24 protein-coding genes are annotated in these 23,984 nt (G+C 72.4%); 11 read left to right on the forward strand and 13 right to left on the reverse strand.

The window, feature by feature from the left end:
• Window positions 1-128: 128 nt before the first annotated feature.
• A complete protein-coding gene (locus tag ACFYOV_RS11000; protein ID WP_389085676.1) occupies window positions 129-332 on the reverse strand; it encodes a DUF397 domain-containing protein in 204 nt (67 codons plus the stop codon).
• On the reverse strand, window positions 329-1,168 hold the full coding sequence (locus tag ACFYOV_RS11005) for a helix-turn-helix transcriptional regulator (RefSeq protein WP_389085679.1): 840 nt from the start codon (window positions 1,166-1,168) through the stop codon (window positions 329-331). The genes ACFYOV_RS11000 and ACFYOV_RS11005 overlap by 4 nt, the downstream gene beginning before the upstream one ends.
• A 162-nt stretch (window positions 1,169-1,330) precedes the next feature.
• Between ACFYOV_RS11005 and ACFYOV_RS11010 the strand changes: the two genes are divergently transcribed.
• On the forward strand, window positions 1,331-1,759 hold the full coding sequence (locus tag ACFYOV_RS11010; protein ID WP_389085681.1) for an ATP-binding protein: 429 nt from the start codon (window positions 1,331-1,333) through the stop codon (window positions 1,757-1,759).
• Between the two features lie 21 nt (window positions 1,760-1,780).
• On the opposite strand, the gene ACFYOV_RS11015 is transcribed toward ACFYOV_RS11010, so the two are convergent.
• Window positions 1,781-2,179, reverse strand: a complete 399-nt coding sequence (locus ACFYOV_RS11015; protein ID WP_389085684.1) for a hypothetical protein — start codon at window positions 2,177-2,179, stop codon at window positions 1,781-1,783.
• A gap of 147 nt (window positions 2,180-2,326) precedes the next feature.
• Here ACFYOV_RS11015 and hemB point away from each other — a divergent pair, with 147 nt between their 5' ends.
• On the forward strand, window positions 2,327-3,322 hold the full coding sequence (hemB, locus tag ACFYOV_RS11020; RefSeq protein WP_389085686.1) for a porphobilinogen synthase: 996 nt from the start codon (window positions 2,327-2,329) through the stop codon (window positions 3,320-3,322).
• An 8-nt stretch (window positions 3,323-3,330) separates the two neighbouring features.
• Here the strand turns inward: hemB and ACFYOV_RS11025 are convergent, their stop codons facing one another.
• Window positions 3,331-4,035, reverse strand: a complete 705-nt coding sequence (locus ACFYOV_RS11025; RefSeq protein ID WP_389085689.1) for a DUF4232 domain-containing protein — start codon at window positions 4,033-4,035, stop codon at window positions 3,331-3,333.
• Window positions 4,036-4,248: 213 nt separating this feature from the next.
• Here ACFYOV_RS11025 and ACFYOV_RS11030 point away from each other — a divergent pair, with 213 nt between their 5' ends.
• Window positions 4,249-5,787 (forward strand): helix-turn-helix domain-containing protein, encoded by a 1,539-nt coding sequence (locus ACFYOV_RS11030; RefSeq protein WP_389087018.1) that lies wholly within the window; start codon window positions 4,249-4,251, stop codon window positions 5,785-5,787.
• A 118-nt stretch (window positions 5,788-5,905) separates the two neighbouring features.
• Window positions 5,906-7,120, forward strand: coding sequence for a PLP-dependent aminotransferase family protein (locus tag ACFYOV_RS11035; RefSeq protein ID WP_389085691.1), 1,215 nt, complete (start codon window positions 5,906-5,908; stop codon window positions 7,118-7,120).
• 286 nt (window positions 7,121-7,406) lie between these two features.
• Here ACFYOV_RS11035 and argS read toward each other — a convergent pair whose 3' ends face one another.
• Window positions 7,407-9,170, reverse strand: a complete 1,764-nt coding sequence (argS, locus tag ACFYOV_RS11040; RefSeq protein ID WP_389085694.1) for an arginine--tRNA ligase — start codon at window positions 9,168-9,170, stop codon at window positions 7,407-7,409.
• Window positions 9,171-9,300: 130 nt separating this feature from the next.
• Between argS and lysS the strand changes: the two genes are divergently transcribed.
• Entirely contained in the window at window positions 9,301-11,040 is a 1,740-nt protein-coding gene (gene lysS, locus ACFYOV_RS11045) for a lysine--tRNA ligase (RefSeq protein WP_389085696.1), read from the forward strand.
• Between the two features lie 74 nt (window positions 11,041-11,114).
• On the opposite strand, the gene ACFYOV_RS11050 is transcribed toward lysS, so the two are convergent.
• The 3 genes from ACFYOV_RS11050 to ACFYOV_RS11060 all read right to left on the reverse strand — a co-directional run bounded on the left by ACFYOV_RS11050 (window position 11,115) and on the right by ACFYOV_RS11060 (window position 14,310).
• Entirely contained in the window at window positions 11,115-12,389 is a 1,275-nt protein-coding gene (locus ACFYOV_RS11050; protein ID WP_389085699.1) for a DUF2637 domain-containing protein, read from the reverse strand.
• Window positions 12,390-12,478: 89 nt separating this feature from the next.
• A complete protein-coding gene (locus ACFYOV_RS11055; protein ID WP_389085701.1) occupies window positions 12,479-13,333 on the reverse strand; it encodes a DUF3558 family protein in 855 nt (284 codons plus the stop codon).
• Window positions 13,334-13,452: 119 nt separating this feature from the next.
• Complete coding sequence (locus ACFYOV_RS11060; protein WP_389085702.1) at window positions 13,453-14,310, reverse strand: DUF3558 domain-containing protein; 858 nt, start codon at window positions 14,308-14,310, stop codon at window positions 13,453-13,455.
• A gap of 169 nt (window positions 14,311-14,479) precedes the next feature.
• On the opposite strand from ACFYOV_RS11060, the gene ACFYOV_RS11065 reads away from it, so the two are divergent.
• The gene (locus tag ACFYOV_RS11065) at window positions 14,480-15,673 is read left to right on the forward strand and encodes an RtcB family protein (RefSeq protein WP_389085705.1); all 1,194 of its coding nucleotides are present in this window, start codon (window positions 14,480-14,482) and stop codon (window positions 15,671-15,673) included.
• A 42-nt stretch (window positions 15,674-15,715) separates the two neighbouring features.
• Here ACFYOV_RS11065 and ACFYOV_RS11070 read toward each other — a convergent pair whose 3' ends face one another.
• From ACFYOV_RS11070 to ACFYOV_RS11085, 4 genes are all read right to left on the reverse strand, one after another.
• On the reverse strand, window positions 15,716-16,465 hold the full coding sequence (locus tag ACFYOV_RS11070) for a tyrosine-protein phosphatase (protein WP_389085707.1): 750 nt from the start codon (window positions 16,463-16,465) through the stop codon (window positions 15,716-15,718).
• A gap of 51 nt (window positions 16,466-16,516) precedes the next feature.
• Window positions 16,517-16,693, reverse strand: coding sequence for a hypothetical protein (locus ACFYOV_RS11075; RefSeq protein WP_389085709.1), 177 nt, complete (start codon window positions 16,691-16,693; stop codon window positions 16,517-16,519).
• A complete protein-coding gene (locus ACFYOV_RS11080; RefSeq protein WP_389085712.1) occupies window positions 16,690-17,469 on the reverse strand; it encodes an SDR family NAD(P)-dependent oxidoreductase in 780 nt (259 codons plus the stop codon). The genes ACFYOV_RS11075 and ACFYOV_RS11080 overlap by 4 nt, the downstream gene beginning before the upstream one ends.
• A gap of 1,113 nt (window positions 17,470-18,582) precedes the next feature.
• Window positions 18,583-18,918, reverse strand: a complete 336-nt coding sequence (locus ACFYOV_RS11085; RefSeq protein ID WP_389085714.1) for a YnfA family protein — start codon at window positions 18,916-18,918, stop codon at window positions 18,583-18,585.
• 237 nt (window positions 18,919-19,155) lie between these two features.
• Here ACFYOV_RS11085 and ACFYOV_RS11090 point away from each other — a divergent pair, with 237 nt between their 5' ends.
• On the forward strand, window positions 19,156-19,572 hold the full coding sequence (locus ACFYOV_RS11090; protein WP_389087021.1) for a MarR family transcriptional regulator: 417 nt from the start codon (window positions 19,156-19,158) through the stop codon (window positions 19,570-19,572).
• A 116-nt stretch (window positions 19,573-19,688) separates the two neighbouring features.
• On the opposite strand, the gene ACFYOV_RS11095 is transcribed toward ACFYOV_RS11090, so the two are convergent.
• Entirely contained in the window at window positions 19,689-20,141 is a 453-nt protein-coding gene (locus ACFYOV_RS11095; RefSeq protein ID WP_389085716.1) for a winged helix-turn-helix transcriptional regulator, read from the reverse strand.
• Window positions 20,142-20,268: 127 nt separating this feature from the next.
• On the opposite strand from ACFYOV_RS11095, the gene ACFYOV_RS11100 reads away from it, so the two are divergent.
• The 4 genes from ACFYOV_RS11100 (at window position 20,269) to ACFYOV_RS11115 (ending at window position 23,972) form a co-directional block, all read left to right on the forward strand.
• The gene (locus tag ACFYOV_RS11100) at window positions 20,269-21,159 is read left to right on the forward strand and encodes an NADP-dependent oxidoreductase (protein WP_389085718.1); all 891 of its coding nucleotides are present in this window, start codon (window positions 20,269-20,271) and stop codon (window positions 21,157-21,159) included.
• Window positions 21,160-21,434: 275 nt separating this feature from the next.
• The gene (locus ACFYOV_RS11105; protein WP_389085720.1) at window positions 21,435-22,520 is read left to right on the forward strand and encodes an LLM class flavin-dependent oxidoreductase; all 1,086 of its coding nucleotides are present in this window, start codon (window positions 21,435-21,437) and stop codon (window positions 22,518-22,520) included.
• Window positions 22,517-23,173, forward strand: coding sequence for a CE1759 family FMN reductase (locus tag ACFYOV_RS11110; RefSeq protein WP_389085723.1), 657 nt, complete (start codon window positions 22,517-22,519; stop codon window positions 23,171-23,173). Before ACFYOV_RS11105 ends, ACFYOV_RS11110 begins: the two co-directional genes overlap by 4 nt.
• Window positions 23,174-23,246: 73 nt before the next feature.
• Window positions 23,247-23,972, forward strand: coding sequence for a response regulator transcription factor (locus ACFYOV_RS11115; protein ID WP_389085725.1), 726 nt, complete (start codon window positions 23,247-23,249; stop codon window positions 23,970-23,972).
• Window positions 23,973-23,984: the final 12 nt, after the last annotated feature.

Consider the following 23,984-nt stretch of genomic DNA (forward strand, 5'->3'; position numbering starts at 1 on the left):
GGGGGGGGGGGGGGGGGGGGGGGGGGGGGGGGGGGGGGGGGGGGGGGGGGGGGGGGGGGGGGGGGGGGGGGGGGGGGGGGGGGGGGGGGGGGGGGCCCCCCCCCCCCCCCACCACCGCATACCGGGCCTCAGGACTTGGAGGCGTACGGCAGGAAGGCTGCCCAGGTGGAGGGGGCGAGCGTGAGGCGGGGGCCGTGGGGGTTCTTGGAATCGCGGACGAGGATGTGGCTGGGGACGGTGGCCACCTCGACGCAGTCGGGGCCGTCGGACGTGCTGTAGGTGCTCTTTATCCATTCCGGCTTGGTGCTGGTTGCAGAGGCCTTGAGCGTCATGTCCTTGTATCTCCCAGTGCTTTCTCGATCAGAGGCAACGAATCCTGTGGGCTGAGAGCCTGGGCGCGTAGAGCTCCGTAGCGAATGTCGAGGACCGTCGTTTCCTTGGGGTCAGCCGTCACTCTGCTGCTGAGGGGCGATTCGCTGAACGCGACTGTGGCTCCTCCTTTGAGCTTGAGCAGTCGGAACGAACCGCCGGTCCCGGAGTTCACCTCGCGGTCCAGGGGAAGCACCTGGAAGTCCACGTTGCGCAACTGGGCCACCTCCAACAGTCGTTCGAGCTGCCGGCGCATCACCATTCTGCCTCCCATGGGCCTGCGAAGCGTCGACTCGCACTGCACAAAGCTGAAGACGCGCCGCCCGGTCATGAGATCAAGGATCCCCTGTCGTGCCAAGCGCGCCGCCACCTGCTGCTCCACCTCGTCCTCGGTGAGTGCCGGTCGATGCGCGTTGAAGACGGCCCTTGCGTAATCCTCGGTCTGCAACAACCCGTGGATGACGGAGTTGTTGTAGGCGCACAGCTCGACCGCGTCCGCCTCCAGCTTCTTCAAGTCCCGCACCTTCTTCGGGTACCGGACCTCCGCCACATCCTGCTTGAGCGCCGCGATCTTGCCGCCCGCCCCCAACACCTCGTCCGCCGCGTCCAGATACTCGGGCCGAGGAATCCGCCGCCCCCGCTCCACGGAGGAGACCAGTTCCTCCCCGTATCCGATCGCCGCCCCGAACTCCGCCTGGGTGAGGCCGGCCGACTCCCGCCACAGTTTCAGCTGCCGTACGACCGTCCGCATCACGGCCCCGGCCTCTTCGTCGTCCAGCCCCGCTTCCCACCCGCTCATGCCCGTCGCCCTCCCGCCGCGCGCCCTTCCCCGGTCCAACTCCGGCCCGCGCGCACGGTCACCCCGGGCAGCCCGGACGGAACCGGACGCACCACGGACAACCATCGGCCGCACGGGCCGCCCACCTTCACAGCGTACGCACGCGTGAACACAGTGAGTGACGTGAACCAGGAAATCGCCGCACCGCGCACCCCGCTCCACCACTTCTCCGTGCCGCTCTCCGCCACCCGTCGGGGCGCTCGCCTGGCCCGCCTGCTCGCCACCAAGCAACTGCGCTCCTGGGAACTGCCGTTGGACCCGGCCCGACTGATCGTCGCCGAACTCGCCGCGAACGCCGTCGTGCACGGCCGTGTCCCCGGCCGCAGTTTCCGGCTCGGCCTCACCGCCAGCGCGGACGGGGTGCTGCGCATCGAGGTGACCGACGCCCGGGGCGAGAGCGTGCCGGTGCGTCGGGACGCCTCACCGGATCCCGCCGAGTCGGGCCACGGTCTGCTGCTGGTCGAGGAACTGGCGGACCGCTGGGGTGTGCGGCCGGGCCCGTTCCCGTGCAAGACCGTCTGGGCCGAGCTGGAGCTCGGCCGCGTCCGGTGACCTCGGCGGCAGGGGCATTCGTCAGCCGACGAGGCCGGCCGACAGCAGGCCGCCGCCCGCGGCGATCGTGCAGGCGATGCCACGCTGCCACCGGGTGGCCGTCATGGTGCGGCGGCCCCGGGTCGCCATCACCATCACGGAGTTCGCGGCGAACGCCGGCAGCAGGATGCCGAACAGCGCGAACGTACCGATCGCCGACAGCGTGAGCTCGACCGGTGACAGAGCGGCGCCGATCGCCATGGCGACCGCGGCGAGCGCGTACAGGGGTCCCGGCACCAGTGTGATGTCGTCCCTCTTCAGGGGGGCGGGTCCGCCGTGCTCGGCGTGGCTCCAGTGGCGGCGCTCGGTGCCGACCCGGGCCAGGACCATGAGCACCACCTCGATCGCCAGGGCGATCACCGCAACCTGCTCGACCGTCATCGCTCTCGCCTCCCCTCATCTGCGTCGTCGAGTCGAACCTAGGTCCGGAGGGAACGCTGCGGGAAGGATCTTGAGCAGGTTCAGAGGTCCGGTCCGGCCGACTCCGCGTCGGCAAAGGCACGGGTGGGGCGGGCGTAGCGTAGGTGTATGACGACGTACGGATCCTTTCCCGGCACGCGGCCGCGGCGTCTGCGGACCACCCCCGCCATGCGTCGGATGGTCGCCGAGACCAGGCTGCACCCCGCCGACTTCATCCTCCCGGCGTTCGTGCGCGAGGGCGTCAGTGAGCCGGTGCCGATCGCGGCGATGCCCGGGGTGGTGCAGCACACGCGCGACAGTCTGAAGAAGGCGGCGGCGGAGGCCGTGGCGGCCGGTGTCTCGGGGATCATGCTGTTCGGTGTGCCGGAGGAGTCCAAGAAGGACGCCGTCGGTACGCCGGGGACCGATCCGGACGGGATCCTCCAGGTGGCCCTGCGGGACGTGCGGGCCGAGGTCGGGGACGATCTCCTCGTCATGTCCGACCTGTGTCTCGACGAGACGACGGATCACGGGCACTGCGGAGTGCTGGACGAGCAGGGACGGGTCGACAACGACGCGACGCTCGAGCGGTACGCCGAGATGGCCCAGGTGCAGGCCGACGCCGGCGCCCATGTGGTGGGGCCGAGCGGGATGATGGACGGGCAGATCGGGGTCGTCCGCGACGCGCTCGACCAGATCGGGCGCGAGGACGTCGCGATCCTCGCCTACACCGCCAAGTACGCCTCCGCCTTCTACGGGCCGTTCCGCGAGGCCGTCGCCTCCTCCCTCCAGGGCGACCGCAAGACCTACCAGCAGGACCCGGCCAACGTGCGGGAGTCGATGCGGGAGCTGGCGCTGGACCTGGAGGAGGGCGCCGACATGGTGATGGTGAAGCCGGCGGGGCCTTATCTGGACATTCTGGCGCGGGTCGCCGACTCGGTGGACGTGCCGGTGGCCGCCTACCAGATCTCCGGCGAGTACTCGATGATCGAGGCCGCCGCCGAGAAGGGCTGGATCGACCGGGACCGGGCGATCCTGGAGGCCCTCACCGGCATCAAGCGGGCCGGGGCGCGCACCATCCTCACCTACTGGGCCACCGAGGTGGCCCAGAAGCTCGGTCGTTAGCCCGCTGCTCAGTACGTCAGGGCGTCGTCCATGGACTGCTGCCAGTACGTGACCGTCAGGGTGCTGTCGTAGTAAACGCCCTTCGCGGGGAGCGACGGCGTCGCCGCCGGGCCGCCGCTGCTGTTCGGGGTGCGGCCCTGGAAGCCGACGGTGAGCTTGTGGCCCGTGGTGCCGCCGTCGCCGCTGCCGTCGGCCGCCGCGAGCAGCACGCCCGCGTAGGCGGCCTCGCCCGGGTCGATGCCGACCACGGCCTGCGGCTTGGAGTCCTCGATGGGCTGCGGCACCCACTGCATCTCGTCGAAGCGGAGCACCGGGTAGTACGTCAGGTCGCAGGGCTTCGTGCCGGTGTTCTTCACCGTGATCAGCATGTGGTTGAGCGGGCGGGGCACCGGCTGGGCGGTGACGGTGGTGTTGGAGCCGCTGCAGGCGACCCGGGTCCCGGCGGCGTCCGCGGAGTCGGAGCCGCTGCCCGTTGCCTTGTTCCCGTCCCTGCCGGTGTCTCCGTTCGTGTCCGTGCCGGCCTCGGAGGGCTCACCGGGCGTGGTGGTGCCGTCCGCGGCCGGTGAGGTGGGCTTGGCGGCCGACGTCGCCGTGGCCGTCGGCCGGGACGCTCCCCCGTCCTGTGTGCCCGTGCCGTTCTCGCAGGCGGTGAGGGCGAGGGCGGTCAGGGCGGCACCGGTGGCGGCGAGCAGGCGGGTGCGGTGGATGCGCATGGCGAATTCCTTGTCGTCTCAAGGGGTTTGGCGTGACCGCTCGACCGGGAGCCGGGAGCGGCGTGCTTGGATGACCAGAGCTTGCGGGGTGATCCGTCCCGTCCGCCAGGCCCGGCGGAGGACTCGGGACGCTGGAATGCCCGTACCGCACCTGACCGGGGGAAACGACCGTCCCCTGGAACGGCGGAACGGGACACGGGGGTGGAAGGAATGGTGTCGGGAGACACGGCCGCGGCGGAATTCGCCGCACTGATGCGTGAGTTGAAGGACCGCTCGGGGCTGAGCTACGGGGTGCTCGCCAAACGGCTCCACATGAGTACGTCGACCCTGCACCGGTACTGCAACGGCGATGCGGTGCCGACGGACTACGCGCCCGTCGAGCGGCTGGCCCGCGCGTGCAAGGCGCGGCCGGAGGAACTGGTCGAGCTGCACCGGCGGTGGGTGCTCGCGGATGCGGCGCGCCGACAGAAGGGCGCGGCGACGGCTTCCGCCGGGCCGGTGGAAGCCGAAGCCGAGCGGACCGAGCGGGGGCCGGGCGCGGGGAACGAGAGCGAGGGCACGCGGGCCGAGAGCACGCGGGGCCGGAGCAAGCAGGGTGAGGGGGAACAGGGCGAGGCGGAGCACGTCGAGGTGGCGGAGGGCGAGTCGGAGCAGGCCGAGGCGCAGCGGGGTCAGGGGGACGAGGGTCAGGGGAAGGAGGGTGGAGGGGCGGAGCCCGGAGATCGGGCCGCGGCGCCGCCGGAGGCCGCGGCCGGCGCCGTCCTCGGGCCCGGTCCCACCGGCCCGCCCCGCCGCCGTACCCGTACCGCCCTCCTGGCCGGGATCGCCGTGGCCGCCGTGCTGGGCGGGGTCGCGCTCTCCCTGAACCCGCCCGGGGACGGGGCGGACGGGGACGGTCCCCGGGGGCCGGTCGGGGCGGCCGGGGTCGACGGGCGGGAGCGTGCGGGCGTCTCCGCGTCGCCGTCCCCCTCCGCCTCGCCCCCCGGATCCGCCTCCGAGGGGCCGAAGGGCAAGGACGGCACGGGGGAGGGGAAGGACGGCGGCTCGGGGCGCGGCGGTGCCGCGGCATCCGCCGCTCCGTCGGCCGGTGCGGATGCCGGCCGCACCGGCAGCGCCGCCCAGGGCGCCCCACTCACCGTCAGCGCCAACCCCTACGAGTGGGAGAGCGCCTGCTCGCAGCGGTACCTGATCGACCACCCGCCGGGGAAGGTGCCCCCGCCGCCGCTGGAGCAGGACGTGGCCGCCTGGGTGGCCTCGGTCGGGGCCGTGTCGTCGGGGGAGCAGTACCTTCGGCTCACCGTGCAGGGGACCGGCGAGGAGACCGTGGTCGTCGAAGGGCTCACGGTGCGGATCGCCGGCAAGCGGGCGCCGCTCGCCTGGAACGACCACGCCATGGGCTATCCCGGCGTCGGCTGCGGCGGTGACGTGCCGACGCGTTCCTTCACCGTCGCCCTGGACGCCGCGCGGCCCGGCGTGGAGCCGGAGGCGGGGCACCGGGACTTTCCCTTCAGGGTCAGCGAGTCCGACCCGGAGGTCTACTACATCCGTGCCGACGCCTCCGCCTACGACGTCAGCTGGTACCTGGAGCTGCGCTGGTCCAGCGGTTCCCGCAGCGGCACGCTCACCGTGGACGACAAGGGGCGGCCATTCCGCACCAGTGGCAACAACGGGCGCCCGGGGTACGAGTTCCCGCTCGGTGGGGACGCGTGGGTTCCCGAGGGCACGACGGACGTGTCCCAGGACCAGCAGTAGGGGCCCCACTCGGCGGGAGCGCGTCCGGATCCCGGAAAGCCGCCTGTAGGGCACACGTATTTTCCTAGGCTGCTGCCCCCGGCGTCCGCGCCGTCACCGCAGCCGAAGGAGCCGTGCCATGACCGTCACCGAGCCCGCGCCGCCCGCCGCCCCCACGCCACCGCTCGCCGCGCGGGCCCGTGCCGTCGGCGGATCACCCGTACGGGACATCCTGGCCGTGACGGCACGCCCCGAGGTGATCAACTTCGCGGGCGGGCTGCCGGCGCCCGAGCTGTTCGACGCCGACGGCATCGCGGACGCCTACCGTGCCGTGCTCGCCGAGACGCCCGCGCAGGCGCTCCAGTACTCCACGACCGAGGGCGAACCCGCGCTGCGGGCCGCGCTCGCCGCACGCAACAGCGTGCGCGGACTGCCGACCCACGCCGACGACCTGCTCGTCACCACCGGTTCCCAGCAGGCCCTCTCCCTGCTGTCCACCGCGCTGCTCGAACCCGGGGACCCGGTCCTGGTGGAAAGTCCCTGCTATCTGGCGGCACTTCAGTCCTTCCGGCTCGCCGGAGCGCGCGTGGTGGCCGTGCCCGGGGACGGTGACGGGCTCGACCCGGAGGCGCTGGAGGAACTGGTGGTGCGCGAACGGCCCAAGCTGCTCTACACCGTGCCCACCTTCCAGAACCCGACCGGCCGCACCCTGCCCGCCGCGCGCCGCGCCGCCGTCGCCGCCGTCGCCGCCCGGCACGGCCTGTGGATCGTCGAGGACGACCCCTACGGGGAGCTGCGGTACGAGGGGGAGCGGGTGCCGTGGATCGCCGCGCACCCGGGGGCCGAGGACCGTACGGTGCTGCTCGGCAGCTTCTCCAAGGTCATGGCGCCCGGGATGCGGCTGGGCTGGCTGCGCGCCCCCGCCGCGCTGCGGCGGGCCTGCGCGGTCGCCAAGCAGGCGGCCGACCTGCACACTCCGACCGTCAACCAGCTCGCCGCGGCACGGTACCTGGCCGACCACGACCTCGACGCCCATGTCCGCCGGGTCGCGGCCGTCTACGCCGAACGCCGGGACGCCATGCTCACCGGGCTTGCCGACGCCCTCCCGGAGGGCGCCACCTGGAACCGTCCCGAGGGCGGCATGTTCCTCTGGGTCCGCCTCCCGGAGCCGTACGACACCACGGCGCTGCTGCCGCGGGTGGTCCGCCGGGACGTGGCCTACGTCCCCGGCGCGCCCTTCCACCCCGCCGACCCCGACCACTCCACCCTCCGGCTCTGCTTCGTGACCCAGACGCCCGCGGAGATCGGGGAAGGGCTGCGGAGGCTGGGCGCGGGGCTGCGTGACCGAGGCTGAGCGGGCGGGAGTACGACCAAAGGCCGACTTCCCCGTTCGCCGTTCAGCCGCCGCCCCTACGGCCAGGGCCTCACGCCCGACCGGCACCTCATCCTCGACGGCCACCGCCTCACCGAGACCCGCGCCGACGGCACGGTCACCGCACGGGAGGTGACGGACGGCGGAGACACGGCGCCTGCTGGACGAGGAGTTCGGCATCGACGTACCGGAAGGACCGTGAAACGCCGCGGCCCGCCCTCCCTTCGGGGGAGAGGACGGGCCGCGTGCGTGTGCCTGCCGCTGTTCCTCAGAGCCGCTCGGGCGTCCGGATGCCCAGCAGGGCCATGCCCTGGTGCAGGGTGCGGGCCGTGATGTCGCACAGGAACAGGCGGTTCTCCACCTGCTGCGGCGACTCGGCCTTCAGCACCGGGCACTTGTCGTAGAACGACGTGTACAGCGACGCCAGCTGGTACAGGTACGCCGCCAGCTTGTGCGGGGCGTACTCGCGGGCGGCCTCGGCGACCGTCTCCGCGAACGCGTCCACGTGCAGGCCCAGCGCCCGCTCGGCCGGGGCCAGTCCCAGCTCCGGGTGCGCGGCCGGGCGCGCACCCTCGGGCGCCTTGCGCAGGATGGAGCGGATACGGGCGTAGGCGTACTGCAGGTAGACGGACGTGTCGCCGTTCAGCGAGACCATCTGGTCCAGGTCGAACTTGTAGTCCCGGTTCGCCGACGTCGACAGGTCCGCGTACTTCACCGCGCCGATGCCCACCTGGGCGCCCCGCTCGGCGATCTCCTCGTCGGACAGGTCCTGCGCCTTCTCCCGGACGACGGCCGACGCGCGCTCGATCGCCTCGTCGAGCAGGTCGACCAGGCGGACCGTCTCGCCCTCACGGGTCTTGAACGGCTTGCCGTCCTTGCCGAGGACCGTGCCGAAGGCGAGCTGCGCCGCGTGCACGTCGTCGCCCAGCCAGCCGGCCCGGCGCGCGGTCTCGAAGACCATCTTGAAGTGCAGCGCCTGGCGGGCGTCCACCACGTACAGCAGCGTGTTCGCCTTGAGGTGGAACACACGGTCCCGGATCGCCGACAGGTCCGTCGCCGCGTAGCCGTAGCCGCCGTCCGACTTCTGCACGATCAGCGGGACCGGCTTGCCGTCCGGGCCCTTGATGTCGTCGAAGAACACGCACAGCGCGCCCTCCGAGCGGACCGCGACGCCCGACTCCTCCAGCATGCGGCAGGTGTCGGCGAGCATGTCGTTGTAACCGGACTCGCCGACGATGTCCGCGTCCCGGATCTCCATGTCCAGCTTCTCGAAGACGGAGAAGAAGTAGATCTTCGACTCGTCGACGAACTTCTGCCACATGGCGAGCGTCTGCGGGTCGCCGGCCTGGAGGTCCACCACCCGGCGCCGGGCGCGGGTCTTGAACTCCTCGTCGGAGTCGAAGAGCCTGCGCGCGGCCTTGTAGAGGCGGTCCAGGTTCGACATCGCCTCCTCGCCGGTGATCTCGGCTTCCTTGTGGTCCAGCTCGTGCGGGTGCTCGTCCAGGTACTGGATGAGCATGCCGAACTGGGTGCCCCAGTCGCCGATGTGGTGCCTGCGGACCACGTTCTCCCCGGTGAACTCCAGGAGTTGGACCACCGAGTCGCCGATCACCGCGGAGCGCAGGTGGCCGACGTGCATCTCCTTCGCCACGTTCGGCTGGGCGTAGTCGATCACCGTGGTGCCGGGGTCCTCGGCCAGGGGCACGCCGAGGCGCTCGGGGTCCGCGTACCGGGCGGCCAGGTTCCTGGTGATCGCGCCGTCCGCGATCCTGATGTTCAGGAAGCCCGGCCCGGAGACCTCGACGTCCTCGATCACGTCACCGGTGACGACTTGCGCGACGACCTCGGCCGCCAGGTCCCGCGGGTTCGCCTTCGCCTTCTTGGCCAGCGCCAGGATGCCGTTGGCCTGGAAATCGGCCCGGTCGCTTCGTCGCAGCAGCGGGTCCGCGTCGGCTGCCTCCGGCCGGGCGGCCGAGAGGGCGGACGTGAGGTGCTGCTGGACGGTGTCGCTGAGGGACGTGACCGGGGCCATAGGTAAGGGTGCCGTTCTCCTCGTGGGGATGGATAGACACGGTCAGTATTTCACGGGGGGTAAAGCCGTTTTCCCGGGCGCGTTCCGGTCTGGGAGAATGGGCCGGTCAGCCCCTTCAGAAAAAGAGGACGTGCCGATCGTGGCTCAGAGCACCGAGACCACCGACTGGGTCTCCCGTTTCGCGGATGAGGTCATCGAGGAGTCGGAGCGTCGGGTCCCGGGCAAACCGGTCGTCGTCGCGTCCGGGCTGTCGCCGTCCGGACCCATCCACCTGGGGAACCTCCGCGAGGTCATGACCCCGCACCTCGTCGCCGACGAGATCCGCCGCCGCGGCCACCGGGTCCGGCACCTGATCTCCTGGGACGACTACGACCGCTACCGCAAGGTCCCGGCCGGTGTCGCCGGTGTGGACGAGACGTGGTCCGAGCACATCGGCAAGCCGCTCACCTCCGTCCCCGCCCCCAAGGGCTCGGCGCACCCGAACTGGGCCGAGCACTTCAAGGCCGCGATGATCGAGTCGCTGTCCGAGCTGGGCGTCGAGTTCGACGGCATCAGCCAGACCGAGCAGTACACCTCGGGCGTCTACCGGGACCAGATCCTGCACGCCATGCGGCACCGCGGCGACATCGACGCGATCCTCGACCAGTACCGCACCAAGAAGGCCCCGGCGAAGCAGCAGCAGAAGCCGGTCGACGAGGCCGAGCTCGAGGCGGCGGAGGGGTCGGGGGCCGCGTCCGAGGACGACGGCAGCTCCGGCTCCGCCGGGTACTTCCCGTACAAGCCGTACTGCGGCAACTGCGAGAAGGACTTCACCACCGTCACCTCCTACGACGACGACTCCACCGAGCTGACCTACGCCTGCACCGTCTGCGGCTTCTCCGAGACCGTCCGGCTGAACGAGTTCAACCGCGGCAAGCTGGTGTGGAAGGTCGACTGGCCGATGCGCTGGGCCTACGAGGGCGTGATCTTCGAGCCAAGCGGGGTCGACCACTCCTCGCCCGGATCGTCGTTCCAGGTCGGCGGGCAGATCGTCGGGATCTTCGGCGGCAAGCAGCCGATCGGGCCCATGTACGCCTTCGTCGGCATCAGCGGCATGGCCAAGATGTCGTCCTCGCGCGGCGGCGTGCCCACGCCCGCCGACGCGCTGAAGATCATGGAGCCGCAGCTGCTGCGCTGGCTGTACGCCCGCCGCAGGCCCAACCAGTCCTTCAAGATCGCCTTCGACCAGGAGATCCAGCGCCTCTACGACGAGTGGGACCGGCTCGACACCAAGGTCGCCGACGGCTCCGCGCTGCCCGCCGACGCGGCCGCCCACTCCCGCGCGGTGCGCACCGCCGGTGGTGAGCTGCCGCGGACGCCCAGGCCGCTGCCCTACCGCACGCTCGCCTCCGTCGCCGACATCACCGCCGGCCACGAGGACCAGGCGCTGCGCATCCTCAGCGAGCTGGACCCCGCCAACCCGCTGGATTCCCTCGACGAGGCCCGGCCGCGCTACGACAGGGCCGAGGCGTGGATCAACACCCACGTCCCCGCCGACCAGCGCACCATCGTCCGCGCCGAGCCCGACGCCGAACTGCTGAAGTCCCTCGACGAGGCCTCCCAGCAGTCGATCCGGCTGCTGCTGGACGGCCTCGCCGACCACTGGTCGCTGGACGGGCTCACCCACCTCGTCTACGGGGTGCCCAAGGTGCAGGCCGGCTTCTCCGCCGACGCGACGCCCAAGGAACTGCCGCCGGAGATCAAGGCCGCCCAGCGGTCCTTCTTCGCGCTCCTTTACCACCTGCTCGTCGGCCGCGACACCGGCCCGCGCCTGCCCACGCTGCTGCTCGCGGTGGGGCAGGAGCGGGTGCGGGTCCTGCTCGGGGAGTAGACCGGTCCGGATGACGAAGGGGGGCGACCGGTGGTCTCACCGGTCGCCCCCCTTCGCCGTCACTCCCGGGCGCCCTAGGCGATGTGGTCCTCCTCCAGTTCCGCGTTGAAGCGGTTGGAGAAGCGATTCACCATGCGCTTGGCCTCCGGCTCCGCGACGGCGATGCCGTACGTGGCCTCCACGCCCTCCGCGAACTGACGCGGGGTGGGCAGACTGCCGTTGATCGACTGGCGGAAGACCTGGTAGTAGTCCTCCTCGGTCGGTTCCGGGGCGGGCGTGCCGCCGCCCTCGCCCAGTTCCCGGGTGCGGCCCGGGCTCACCGGGATGGGGAAGCTGCCGGTCTCCTCCGGGGACGGCTCCTGGAGGGGCGGTTCCTCCGGGTACTGATCCCGGTACTCCTCGGCCTGCCGCTGTTCCGCGACCCAGCGGGCGTACTCGTCCGGGTCGTACGTCGGGTCGTAGTCGCCGTGGTACTCCACGGACTGCGGGTCCCGGGCGTGCAACCAGGGGTTCTGGTCCGGGACGGGCTCCTCCTGGTACGGCACCGGCCCGTCGTCCTGCCGCCGGTCGCCGACGAGCTCCGGGCGCCGTCCGGCGGGCGGCACCGCGCTCTGCCCGGGAACGTACCCCCCGCGCGGCTCCGGGGGTATCAGGGCCGGCTCTATGCCGGCCGCCGCCAGGCCCGCCGGGGCGGTGTCCGCGAGCGGCACCCCGTACTTGGCCAGGCGCAGCGGCATCAGGGACTCCACCGGGGCCTTGCGGCGCCAGGCGCGGCCGAAGCGGGAGCGCAGCCGGGCCTGGTAGACCAGACGCTCCTGTTCCAGCTTGATCACCTGCTCGTAGGAGCGCAGCTCCCACAGCTTCATCCGCCGCCACAGCAGGAACGTCGGTACCGGCGACAGGAGCCAGCGGGTGAGCCGCACGCCCTCCATGTGCTTGTCGGCGGTGATGTCGGCGATCCGCCCGATCGCGTGCCGCGCCGCCTCCACGGAGACCACGAAGAGCACCGGGATCACGCCGTGCATCCCCACACCGAGCGGATCCGGCCACGCCGCGGCGCCGTTGAAGGCGATGGTCGCCGCCGTCAGCAGCCACGCGGTCTGTCGCAGCAGCGGGAAGGGAATACGGATCCAGGTCAGCAGCAGGTCCAGGGCGAGCAGGACGCAGATGCCGGCGTCGATGCCGATCGGGAAGACGTAACTGAAGTTCCCGAAGCCCTTCTTCAGGGCCAGTTCCCGTACGGCGGCGTACGAACCCGCGAAGCCGATGCCGGCGATGATGACGGCACCGGCGACGACCACACCGATGAGAACCCGGTGCGTCCGTGTCAGCTGAAGTGGCGCGGCCACCCGCACTCCCCTCCCCTTGCGTGTTGTTGCGCGCAACAGAGTGGCACATGTGTGCGGGAGACAGGTGGCCGGTTCTGTATCAGCTTCGGTCAGCTCTTCTTCGACGCAGAGGAGGACGCCGAGCGCGACGGAGCCTTGGACGCAGCGGACGACGACGTGGACGCCGGCTTCGACGGGCTGCCGCCGGCCTCCTCGCCCGAGCCGTTCGCCTTCGTCACCGAGGCAACGGCCTCCTTGGCCGCCTTCTGCGCGTCCTTCATCAGCTCCGCGCCGCTGGGGGTCTTCTCCCCGGCCAGACCGGCACCGTTGTAGTCGAGGGTGACGACCACGTTCTCCACCCGGGCCACGACCGTCTGCTGCTTGAAGGCGCCTTCCTTCTTCTTCAGGTCGTACGCCACGGCCGTCGCCTCGTCGCCCGTCCCGGCCAGCGGCTCGGCCTCGACGTTCTTGGCGCCCTCGGCCGCCTGGACGTCGCGCACCTGCTTGTCGTAGTACTCCTTCGCCAGCTCGTCGCCCGCGCCGCGGGTGACGTCCGACTCGAAACGCAGCAGCGACACGCTCAGCCAGCGGAACTGCGAGCCCTTCACGCCGTTGTTGTCGAGGCTGCTCCAGGAGCAGCTCGCACGCAGCGACACGTCGTCCGACTTGCCCTCCTTGCCGGACTTGGCGTTCGGCGCGAGCTCCTTCAGGGACTTCTTCGACAGCACCTCGCACGGCTCCGGAAGCGTGCCGTACGCCGCCGCCTGCACCGTCGGGGACGGGCTCGCCGACGCGGAGGCCTTCGCGGAGGCGCCCTCGGCCTTGCCGTCGTCGGAGCCGGAGTCCGAGGAGCAGCCGGCGGCGACCAGTATCACGGGGACGGCGGCCGCGCCGACAAGGAGGCGGGTCAGACGCTTCGCTGGCTGGTCTCGCTCTGGTACTCGCTGCATGGTTCCTTCACTCATGACGCTCGTGTTCCCTGCGGTCGGAACGGGGTCCGGGGGGTCACGGTACGCGGTGAGCCACCGGTGTGGACTTCCTTCGCACGGTTTGCGCGGGCGGGCGCACCGCGGGCGAACGACGCTCAGCCGCCCAGCGAATCGGCCAGCCGGGAGGCCAGATCCTGGGCCCTGTCCTGCATTTCCTCACTGTCCGGGAGCACGCCCACGATGGCCGGCTGCTCCGCGTACTCGACGGTCACAATGACGTTGGACGTGCGGAACGCCACAGTCACCGTCCGCTGCCTGGCCGTCGAACCGGAGTCGGTCAGCTCGTCGTCGAGGAACGCCTCGTCGCCGAGGTCCTCCAGGACCCGGGGCTGGAGGTCGGGCGACGAGGAAGGGGAGGACGCGGCGGCCGAGGGAGACGAGGAGGTGCCGCGCGCCGACGGCGATGAGGAGCCGGACGGCGACGAACTCGCCCCGGCGGAAGGGGAGGCGCCCGCGCCGGCGTCCGAACCGGCGTCCCCGGAGGCGGAACCGGTGGCCGTCGGTTCCGGGAGCCGGGCCGCCGTCCGCCGGGTGGCGAACAACTCCTCGGCCCGGCTGTCGTCGCTGACGGCGGTGTCGTAGGAGACGACCCGCTCGAAGTCGATGTGCAGGTGGTCGGTGGCCTCGGCCGACTCCACCTTCCAGCGGCAGCCGACCTTGCGATCGGTGTCGTAGGTGAGCGTGGCCTCGCCCGCGTACGCCTTCTCGCGCAGCGCCTCGTCGGTCATCTCCCCCAGCCCGGGCAGCAGTTCCTGGAGGGTCCCGGGGTCCACCGCGCCGCAGGGCTCCGGAAGCGTGGCGTACTTGCCGGGCTGGGCGGCCTGCGTCGCCGTACCGGGGTCGCCGGGGTTGGAGTTGTCGGTCGGGCCGCCGTCACCGGAGCCGCCGGTGCAGCCGGCCAGCAGGGCGACGAGGAGCGCGGCGACGCCGGACACGTACGCCTTCCGCTGCACGGTCGGGCTCCTCTCGCTGGTTAATCGCTTGCCGCCCCGAGGCGGTCCCTGGAGACAATGTGTATCGCACGCGCTGCCGTGGACGCCGGTCCGTCATCCCTTTTCATCGACCTTGGCGCCGGTTTTGCGATTCGATACTTCTGTTCGATGTCGGGGGAATGAGGACGTTATGTCGTATGTGGAACTGCCGGGGGCGAAAGTGCCGATCCGTCTGTGGACGGACCCGGCGACGGTGGAGGAGGGCGCGCTCCAGCAGCTGCGGAACGTGGCGACCCTGCCGTGGATCGAGGGCCTGGCCGTGATGCCGGACGTGCACTACGGCAAGGGTGCGACGGTCGGGTCGGTCATCGCGATGCGGGGTGCGGTGTGCCCCGCGGCGGTGGGCGTGGACATCGGCTGCGGGATGTCGGCGGTGAAGACGTCCCTGACGGCGAACGACCTGCCGGGTGATCTCTCGCGGCTGCGGTCGAGGATCGAGCAGGTCATTCCGGTGGGGCGGGGGATGCACGACGCCCCGGTCGACCCGCACCGCCTGCACGGTTTCGCGACCTCGGGGTGGGACGACTTCTGGGAGCGGTTCGACGGGGTTGCGGAGGCGGTGAAGTTCCGGGAGGAACGGGCGGCGAAGCAGATGGGGACGCTTGGGGGCGGCAACCATTTTGTTGAAATTTGTACGGATGCGGAGGGTTCCGTCTGGCTGATGCTGCACTCCGGTTCGCGCAACATCGGCAAGGAACTCGCCGAGCACCACATCGGCGTGGCCCAGAAGCTCCCCCACAACCAGGACCTGATCGACCGTGACCTCGCCGTCTTCGTGGCGGAAACCCCGCAGATGGCGGCCTACCGCAACGACCTGTTCTGGGCGCAGGAGTACGCCAAGTACAACCGCTCGATCATGATGGCGCTCCTGAAGGACGTGATCCGCAAGGAGTTCCGGAAGGCGAAGCCGGTTTTCGAGCCGGAGATCAGCGCGCACCACAACTACGTGGCCGAGGAGCGCTACGACGGCATGGACCTGCTCGTGACCCGCAAGGGCGCGATCCGCGCGGGGTCGGGCGAGTACGGCATCATCCCGGGCTCCATGGGCACCGGTTCGTACATCGTGAAGGGCCTCGGCAACGAGAAGGCCTTCAACTCGGCGTCGCACGGCGCCGGCCGGCGGATGAGCCGCAACGCCGCCAAGCGACGGTTCACCACCAAGGACCTGGAGGAGCAGACTCGGGGTGTGGAGTGCCGCAAGGACTCCGGCGTCGTGGACGAGATACCGGGCGCGTACAAGCCGATCGAGCAGGTCGTGGATCAGCAGCGGGACCTCGTGGAGGTCGTGGCGAAGCTCAAGCAGGTCGTCTGCGTCAAGGGGTGACGGGGAAGGCGGGTCCGCCGGTTCGCCGCGGACCAGCCTCCGTCACGCCGGGGTCAGCAGATGAGCCCGCAGGGTGTCCGAGACGACCTGCGCGTCCGTGCCCAGGACGTGGGCGACGTACGCCGCGAGGGAGCCGTGGCGTGCCGTCAGGGCGGTGAGGAACAGTTCCATCACCTCCGCCGGAGCACGGCCGAAGGCCGGCCAGTCCGGGACGCGGCCGTCGTTGCGGGCCGTCCACTCGGCCAGGAGCGCCGGGGCGGCCCGGTCGGTGAGGGCGAAGTCCTCGACGATCGTCTCGCGGGGGACGTCCAGCAGGCCCAGGACCAGGGCGGCCAGCAGGCCCGTGCGGTCCTTGCCCGAGGCGCAGTGGAAGACCAGGGGGGTGCCCGCGCGGGCCGCGTCCGCCACCAGGTGCAGCGCGGCCGCGATCTCCTTCACGCCGTCCTCGGCGACTTCCATGTAGCGCTCCGCCAGGAAGGGGCCGGGGGCGACGTCCGCGGCCAACGCGGCCTGGTCGTAGGGGCGGTGCTCGATGCTGAGGTTGTGGTACCCGAAGGACGGGTGCTCGGGGACGCGGCCCCGGGCCTCGATCTCCCAGGGGTAGCGCAGGTCGACGACCGTGCGGATACCGAGCGAGAGGAAGCGCGTCCAGTCCGCCGTGTCCGTGCCCAGCTTGCCCAGGGAGTCGGAGCGGTAGAGGCGGCCGGGGCGGACGCGGCGGCCGTCCGCCGCCGGCCGGCCGCCCAGGTCGCGGAAGTTGTGCAGGGCGTCGAAGGGGATGCGTCTGTCCACGCGCAGCCACCCTAGGTGGTCGCGCGCGGCACGGTCCTGCCGGTTTTCCGCCTACTTCGCGTGCGTCACCGCGTAGATCATGACGAACGCCACGATGTGGATGCCGAAGAGGAAGTAGCCGAGGTAGTACCAGACGTAGCGCTCCCGCTTCTTCTCCAGGGCAAGGCGCCGACGGTCGCGGTCCTCGGCGGCGCGGGCGGATGTCGGGTCCGGGGTCGGGTCGGTCATCGCGGTTCCCGGTGGACCTTCGTGTTGGACGCCTGCGCGCGGGGCCGGACGACCAGCAGGTCGATGTTGACGTGGCTCGGGCGGGTCACCGCCCAGGCGATGGTGTCGGCGACGTCGTCCGCGGTCAGGGGCTCGGCCACGCCCTCGTAGACCTTGGCGGCCTTCTCCGCGTCGCCGCCGAAGCGGGTCAGCGCGAACTCCTCGGTGCGGACCATGCCGGGCGCGATCTCGATCACGCGGACCGGGCGGCCGACGATCTCCAGGCGCAGCGTCTCGGCGAGGACGTGGGCCCCGTGCTTGGCGGCTACATAGCCCGCGCCGCCCTCGTACGTGGCGTGGCCCGCGGTGGAGGAGACCACCACGACCGTGCCGTCCCCGCTCGCGTCGAGCTTGGGCAGCAGGGCCTGGGTGAGGTTGAGGGTGCCGATCACGTTGGTCTCGTACATCCGGCGCCACTCGTCGGGGTCGCCGGTCGCGACCTGGTCGGCGCCGAGTGCGCCGCCGGCGTTGTTGACCAGGACGCCGACGGTCCTGAACGCGGTCGCGAACTCGTCGACCGCCGCGCGGTCGGTGACGTCGAGCGGGTACGCCGTCGCGGAGTGACCGGCCGCGTTGATCTCCTCGGCGAGCGCCTCGATGCGGTCCTTGCGGCGGGCGGTGAGCACCACGCGGTAACCCGCCTCGGCGAGCCGACGGGCCGTGGCGGCGCCGATTCCGCTGCTCGCGCCCGTGACGACGGCGATACGGGACGCGGCGGACGGTGCGGCGGTGGCCATGGGCTGCTCCTCGGGCTGGCGCGGACGGGCGGTGCGGTACGGAGGGCGGTACGGGTGACCGTGCGGACGGCGGAGCCTCGCGGGCTCGCGGTACGACGCGGGTCCGGTTCCGGGCCGGGGCGGGGTGCGCGCTCGCGGGGTCGGGGCCGTGTGCGGTCAGCATAGGCGGGCGGTGCGGGCGGGCGGCGGGCGCGGGGCCCGGTGGGGGACGGGGGAGGGGGGAGGAGGGGGATCCTCTCGACGCCCAGGGGCCGGAGGCGGGGGGGGGCGACGTGGCCCTTGGGGAGGGTGCTGGCCCGGAAGCCGTGGCGGCGGCCCTGCGGGAGGCGGTTCCGCCCTCCGGCGGCCGCGTCCCGACCACGGAGTCACACGCCCGCCGAAGCGCTCCCGCGATCTCCACGGGCTGCACCTCGGACTTGACGCGGGCCGGGGCGGGCCGGGGGCGGTGGAGCCGGAGGCCGCGTGAGCTCCGCGTGAGGTCCGTACGAGGCCCGGGGCTGTACCGGGCCCGGGACCGGGAACGTCCGGGCCGCGGGAGGTCCGGGTCGCGGGGAGGTCCGGGTCGCGGGGAGGTCCGGGACCGGGGAGGTCCGGGCCGTGGGGAGGTCCGGGTCGTGGGGAGGTTCGGGTCGTGGGGAGGTTCGGGCCGTGGGGAGCTCCGGGACCGCGGGAACGTCCGGGCCGCGGGAGGTCCGGGTCGCGGGGAGGTCCGGGTCGCGGGGAGGTTATGGCCGTGGGGAGGTTCGGGACCGGGGAGCTCCGGGTCGCGGGGAGGTCTGGGTCGTGGGGAGGTCTGGGTCGTGGGGAGGTTCGGGCCGTGGGGAGCTCCGGGACCGCGGGAGGGCCAGGATTGGAGTTGGCCCGGGACCGGGGACTCCCGGGACCGTGGGGGTCCGCGGTCGCGGACCGGCTCGTCGCGTCGGTCGCCGCGGAGCGGGGCTCGGGGGTACCGCGGGCGACCGCGCGGGCGGTGCGGTGGGAGCGTCGGGGTGCGGGCGCCGGGTCACCCCGCCGTGACGACACCGGTCGCGCCCACGACACCGGCGCCGCTGTCGACCCCGTACCGCGGCGGGTGCTTCGGCGGGCGGAGCGCCGGGCCGGTGCGGGCGCCCGTCAGCCGTTTCTCGGTGCCCACATGATCACCGCCATGCCGGCCAGGCAGACCAGCGCGCCCGCGATGTCCCAGCGGTCCGGGCGGTAGCCGTCGGCGACCACGCCCCACAGGATCGAGCCGGCCACGAAGATGCCGCCGTAGGCCGCGAGGACGCGGCCGAAGTGGGCGTCGGGCTGGAAGGTGGCGACGAAGCCGTAGGCGCCGAGGGCGAGCACGCCGCCGGCCGCCCACATCCAGCCGCGGTGCTCCCGCACGCCCTGCCAGACCAGCCAGGCCCCGCCGATCTCCAGGATCGCGGCCAGGACGAAGAGCGCGGCGGAGCGGAGGATGAGCATGCGGGCAGCTTCGCACGGGCGCGGGGACGGTTGCCGGGGGTCACCTGATCAACGGCGTCTGCGCCCGGTCCCGCGGGGGATACATCCCTGCGACGCGTACGCCGTGCGGGGCGAGGAGCAGCAGGGATGACGGAGTCCGAGGGACGCGAGGTGCCCGAGGAGGTGCGGGAGCGGACGGTGCCCCGGGGCGCGCGGGCGCGGCTGCTGGCGGAGCTGGCGGTGGTCTCCCGGCGCTACATGGCTTCGCACGCGCTGGTGAGCCAGGCCGTTGCCGACCGTCTGCACCTGCATCCCACCGATCTCCAGTGCCTCAGCCTGCTCACGCTGGAGGGCGGCCCGGTGCCGACCGGCCGGGTCGCCGAGCTGACCGGGCTGACCACGGGATCGGCGACGCGGCTGGTGGACCGGCTGGAGCGGGCGGGCTACGTCGTCCGGGACCGGGACGCGGCGGACCGGCGGCGCGTGCTGGTGGTGCCGGTGCCGGAGCGAGCCGCCGAGTTCGGGCGGGTGTGGGACCGGCTCACGGGCGGCTGGCTCGCACTCTTCGACGACCTCGACGAATCCGAACTCGGCCTGTTCATCGACCACATGAGACGTACGACGGAGTACGCCGCGAAACAGGCCGCCCGCCTGCGCGCGGGGGACACCGGCTGAGGCCGCCCGGCCCGGCCCGGCCGGTTCCGGGGCACGGCCCGGCCACCCGCCGGGGTCACGGGGCAGCGGGGCAGCGGGGCAGTCCGGGGGGCACGGGCTCGCCGGCCGTCGCCGGGCTAGTCGCGGGTGTTCTCGGTGTTCCTGGCGCTCTCGGCGTGCTCCGTGTTGTCGGCGGTCTCGGCGTCGTAGCGCTCCCTGGCCCGGTGGACCTCGTCGAAGTGGGTCTCCGCCCAGTCCTTCACCGCGGTCAGCAGCAGGCTCAGGCTGCGGCCGAGCGGGGTGAGCGCGTAGTCGACGCGGACCGGGACGGACGGGGTCACCGTGCGGGTGAGGAGGCCGTCGCGCTCCAGTGAACGCAGGGTCTGCGTCAGCATCTTGGGGCTGACACCGGCGATCTTCCGGCCGAGGTCGCTGTAGCGCATGGGGCCCTGGGCGAGCGCGCTGACGACCAGGCTGACCCACTTGTCGCTGATGCGGTCCAGGAGCTGGTTGGTGGGGCAGCCCCGGATGAAGGCGTCGTACTCCAGGCGCGCCTGTTCGCGCCGCTGGGCCGCGGTCATGGTCGGCATGGGCTCTCCTCCGGGGTACGTAGGCACCTTCAGGTAACTACTTCCTTCTGGATAGTAACGCTTCCTAGGGTTGCTGCGTGTCGCGGAGGTACCGCGATGACCAGTGACTTTCCTGGAGTGTTCCGTCATGCGTGCAGCAGTGGTGACAACGTTCGGTGGGCCCGAGGCCGTGGAGGTCGTCGAGACCGGGGTGCCGGAGCCGGGCGCGCGAGAGGTGCGGATCAAGGTCGCCGCGACGGCGCTGAACCCGGTGGACGCGGGGGTGCGCTCGGGCGTGTTCGGTCGTGCGGGCCGGCGGATCGGGCTGGGCTGGGACGTGGCCGGGACGGTGGACGCCACCGGCGCGGCGACCGCGTGGCGGGCCGGTGACGAGGTCGTGGCGCTCGACCACGGCCCGGTGAAGTCCTTGGGCGCCCACGCCGAGTACGTCGTGGTGCCGGCGGACGCGGTGGCGAAGGCACCGGAGACGGTCGACGCCGTGCACGCGGCGACCCTGCCGCTGAACGCGCTGACCGCCGCGCAGGCCCTCGACCTGCTCGGCCTCCAGCGGGGACAGTCCCTGCTGGTCACGGGCGCGGCGGGCGCGGTCGGTGGGTTCGCGGTGCAGCTGGCCGCCCGCGACGGGCTGGTGGTGACCGCGCTGGCCAGGGAGGAGGACGAGGAGCTCGTACGGTCCCTGGGTGCCGCGCGCTTCACGACCGGTGCCGTCGGGCCGGGCAGCGTCGACGCCGTGCTGGACGCGGCGGTCCTGGGTGAGGCCGCGCAGGCCTGGGTGCGGGACGGGGGAGCGTACGCCGGTGTCATCCCGCAGGCCGCCCCGGCCCCCGTGCGCGGGGTGCGGACCGGCGCCGTCGAGGTGAGCGCGGACGGAGCGCGCCTGGCCGAGCTGGTCCGCCTGGTGGACGAGGGTGCGCTGACCCTGCGGGTGGCCGAGACCTACGCCCTGGACGATGCGGCCAAGGCGCACGCCCGGCTCGCCGAGGGCGGGGTGCGGGGGCGGCTGGTGCTGGTGCCGTAGCGGAGCGCCCGGCGCGGCGACGGCCGGTCCGGTGGCCGGTTCGGCGGTCGCTGCGACGGCCGGTCCGGCGCCCGGTGCGCCGAGGGCCGGTCCGTCGGTGGGTGTCGTGGCCGGTCCGGCGGTGGTGCCGCGGCAGAGGGTTGTCGGTGGTGGCGGGGCCGAGGGTGGCGGGGCCGAGGGTGGGGGGCCGAGGGTGGCGGGTGGCGGAATAACACCGAGGAGCGGACCGTTCCGGCGTATAGTTGAATGGTAAACGACTTGGAGGGTGAGTGGCCATGCAGTTCGGGATCTTCAGCGTCGGGGACGTCACGCCGGATCCGACGACGGGACGCACCCCGACCGAGCGGGAGCGGATCAAGGCCATGGTCGCCGTCGCGCTGAAGGCCGAGGAGGTCGGCCTGGACGTCTTCGCGACCGGCGAGCACCACAACCCGCCGTTCGTGCCGTCGTCCCCGACCACCCTGCTCGGCTACATCGCGGCGCAGACCGAGCGACTGGTCCTGTCGACCTCCACCACCCTCATCACGACCAACGACCCGGTGAAGATCGCCGAGGACTACGCCATGCTCCAGCACCTGGCCGACGGCCGGGTGGACCTGATGACGGGCCGCGGCAACACCGGACCGGTCTACCCCTGGTTCGGCAAGGACATCCGCCAGGGCATCAACCTCGCCGTCGAGAACTACGCCCTCCTGCACCGCCTGTGGCGCGAGGACGTCGTCGACTGGGAGGGCAGGTTCCGCACGCCCCTCCAGGGCTTCACCTCCACGCCCCGCCCACTGGACGGCGTGCCGCCGTTCGTCTGGCACGGCTCGATCCGCTCGCCGGAGATCGCCGAGCAGGCCGCGTACTACGGCGACGGCTTCTTCCACAACAACATCTTCTGGCCCGCCGACCACACCAGGCGCATGGTCGAGCTGTACCGGACCCGCTACGCCCACTACGGGCACGGCACCCCCGAGCAGGCGATCGTCGGGCTCGGCGGCCAGGTGTTCATGCGGAGGAACTCGCAGGACGCGGTGCGCGAGTTCCGCCCCTACTTCGACGTCGCGCCGGTCTACGGGCACGGACCCTCGCTGGAGGACTTCACCGAGCAGACCCCGCTGACCGTGGGCTCCCCGCAGCAGGTGATCGAGAAGACGCTGAAGTTCCGCGAGTACGCCGGCGACTACCAGCGCCAGCTGTTCCTGATGGACCACGCGGGGCTGCCGCTGAAGACCGTGCTGGAGCAGATCGACCTGCTCGGCGAGGAGGTCGTGCCGGTGCTGCGCGAGGAGTTCGCCAAGGGCAGGCCGGCCGACGTGCCGGACGCGCCCACCCACTCGTCCCTGCCGGCCCGCCGGGAGGTGACCTCGGTATGAGGATCGTCGTCGTATCGGCCGGACTGGGCGTCCCGTCGTCCACGCGGTTGCTGGGGGACCGGCTGGCGGCCACCACCGCGGCGGCCGCGGGCACGACCGGGCCGGCCCCGGCGGACGTGCGGGTGATCGAGCTGCGCGACCTCGCCGTGGAGATCGCCCACCACCTCACCAACGGCTTCCCCGGACGCACCCTGGCCGAGGCCCAGCGGGCCGTGACGCAGGCCGACGGGCTGATCGTCGTGACACCGGTGTTCTCGGCGTCGTACAGCGGGCTGTTCAAGTCGTTCTTCGACGTGCTCGACAAGGACGCACTGGCGGGCAAGCCGGTGCTGATCGCGGCCACCGGCGGGACCGCCCGGCACAGCCTCGTCCTCGATCACGCCCTGCGCCCCCTGTTCTCCTTCCTGCGCGCCGTCGTCCTCCCCACCGGCGTCTACGCCGCGTCGGAGGACTGGGGCGCGCAGGGGCTGGACGCGCGGATCGCACGGGCCGCCGGGGAGCTGGCCGCCCTGGCGCTCGCGTTGCCGGCCGGGCGGCCCGCCGGGGCGGCGGGCGGCCACGGCACCGGAGCGCACGCCGGCGCCGGTGACGAGGAGGAGCTCACCGTGGTGCCCTTCGAGGAACAGCTCGCCGCGCTGCGGCCCACCGGGTGAGAGGCCGGTGAGAAGGCGGTCCCGGTGCCCCACGCCGGGGCCCCGGGGCCGGGAACCTTGGCAGACTGGGGCCGTGCCCCACACCGTTCTGCTCGCCGAAGACGACCGCGCCATCCGCAACGCCCTGGAGCGGGCCCTCACTCTGGAGGGCTACCGGGTCACGGCCGTCGCCGACGGCGTCGAGGCGCTCGCACAGGCCCACCGCAGCCGGCCCGACGTGCTCGTGCTGGACGTGATGATGCCCGGCATCGACGGGCTCCAGGTGTGCCGGGTCCTGCGCGCCGAGGGCGACCGCACCCCGGTGCTGATGCTGACCGCGCTGGTGGAGACCGCCGACCGGATCGCGGGACTGGACGCGGGCGCCGACGACTACGTGGTCAAGCCGTTCGACGTCGAGGAGGTCTTCGCCCGGCTGCGCGCCCTGCTGCGCCGCGCCGGCCCCGCCGCCCCCGACAACGGCGGCCCGCCCGTGGAGCCGCCGCGGGCCGAGGTCCCCGGCCGGTTCCTCGAGGCGGCCGGGCTGCGCATGGACCGGCAGGCCCGCCGGGCCTGGCGGGGCGGGCGGGAACTGGAGCTGACCCGCACCGAGTTCGAACTGCTGGAACTGCTGGTGCGCCACGCGGGCACCGTCCTGGACCACGCGACGATCTACGACCGCATCTGGGGCTACGACTTCGGGCCCGGCTCCAAGAACCTCGCCGTCTACGTCGGCTACCTGCGCCGCAAGCTCGACCAGCCCGACGCGCCCCAGCTGATCCACACGGTGCGCGGGGTGGGTTACGTGCTGCGGGAGGACTGAGTGCGCCGGAGT

The organism is Streptomyces sp. NPDC005931 (assembly GCF_042871235.1).
Taxonomy (GTDB): domain Bacteria; phylum Actinomycetota; class Actinomycetes; order Streptomycetales; family Streptomycetaceae; genus Streptomyces.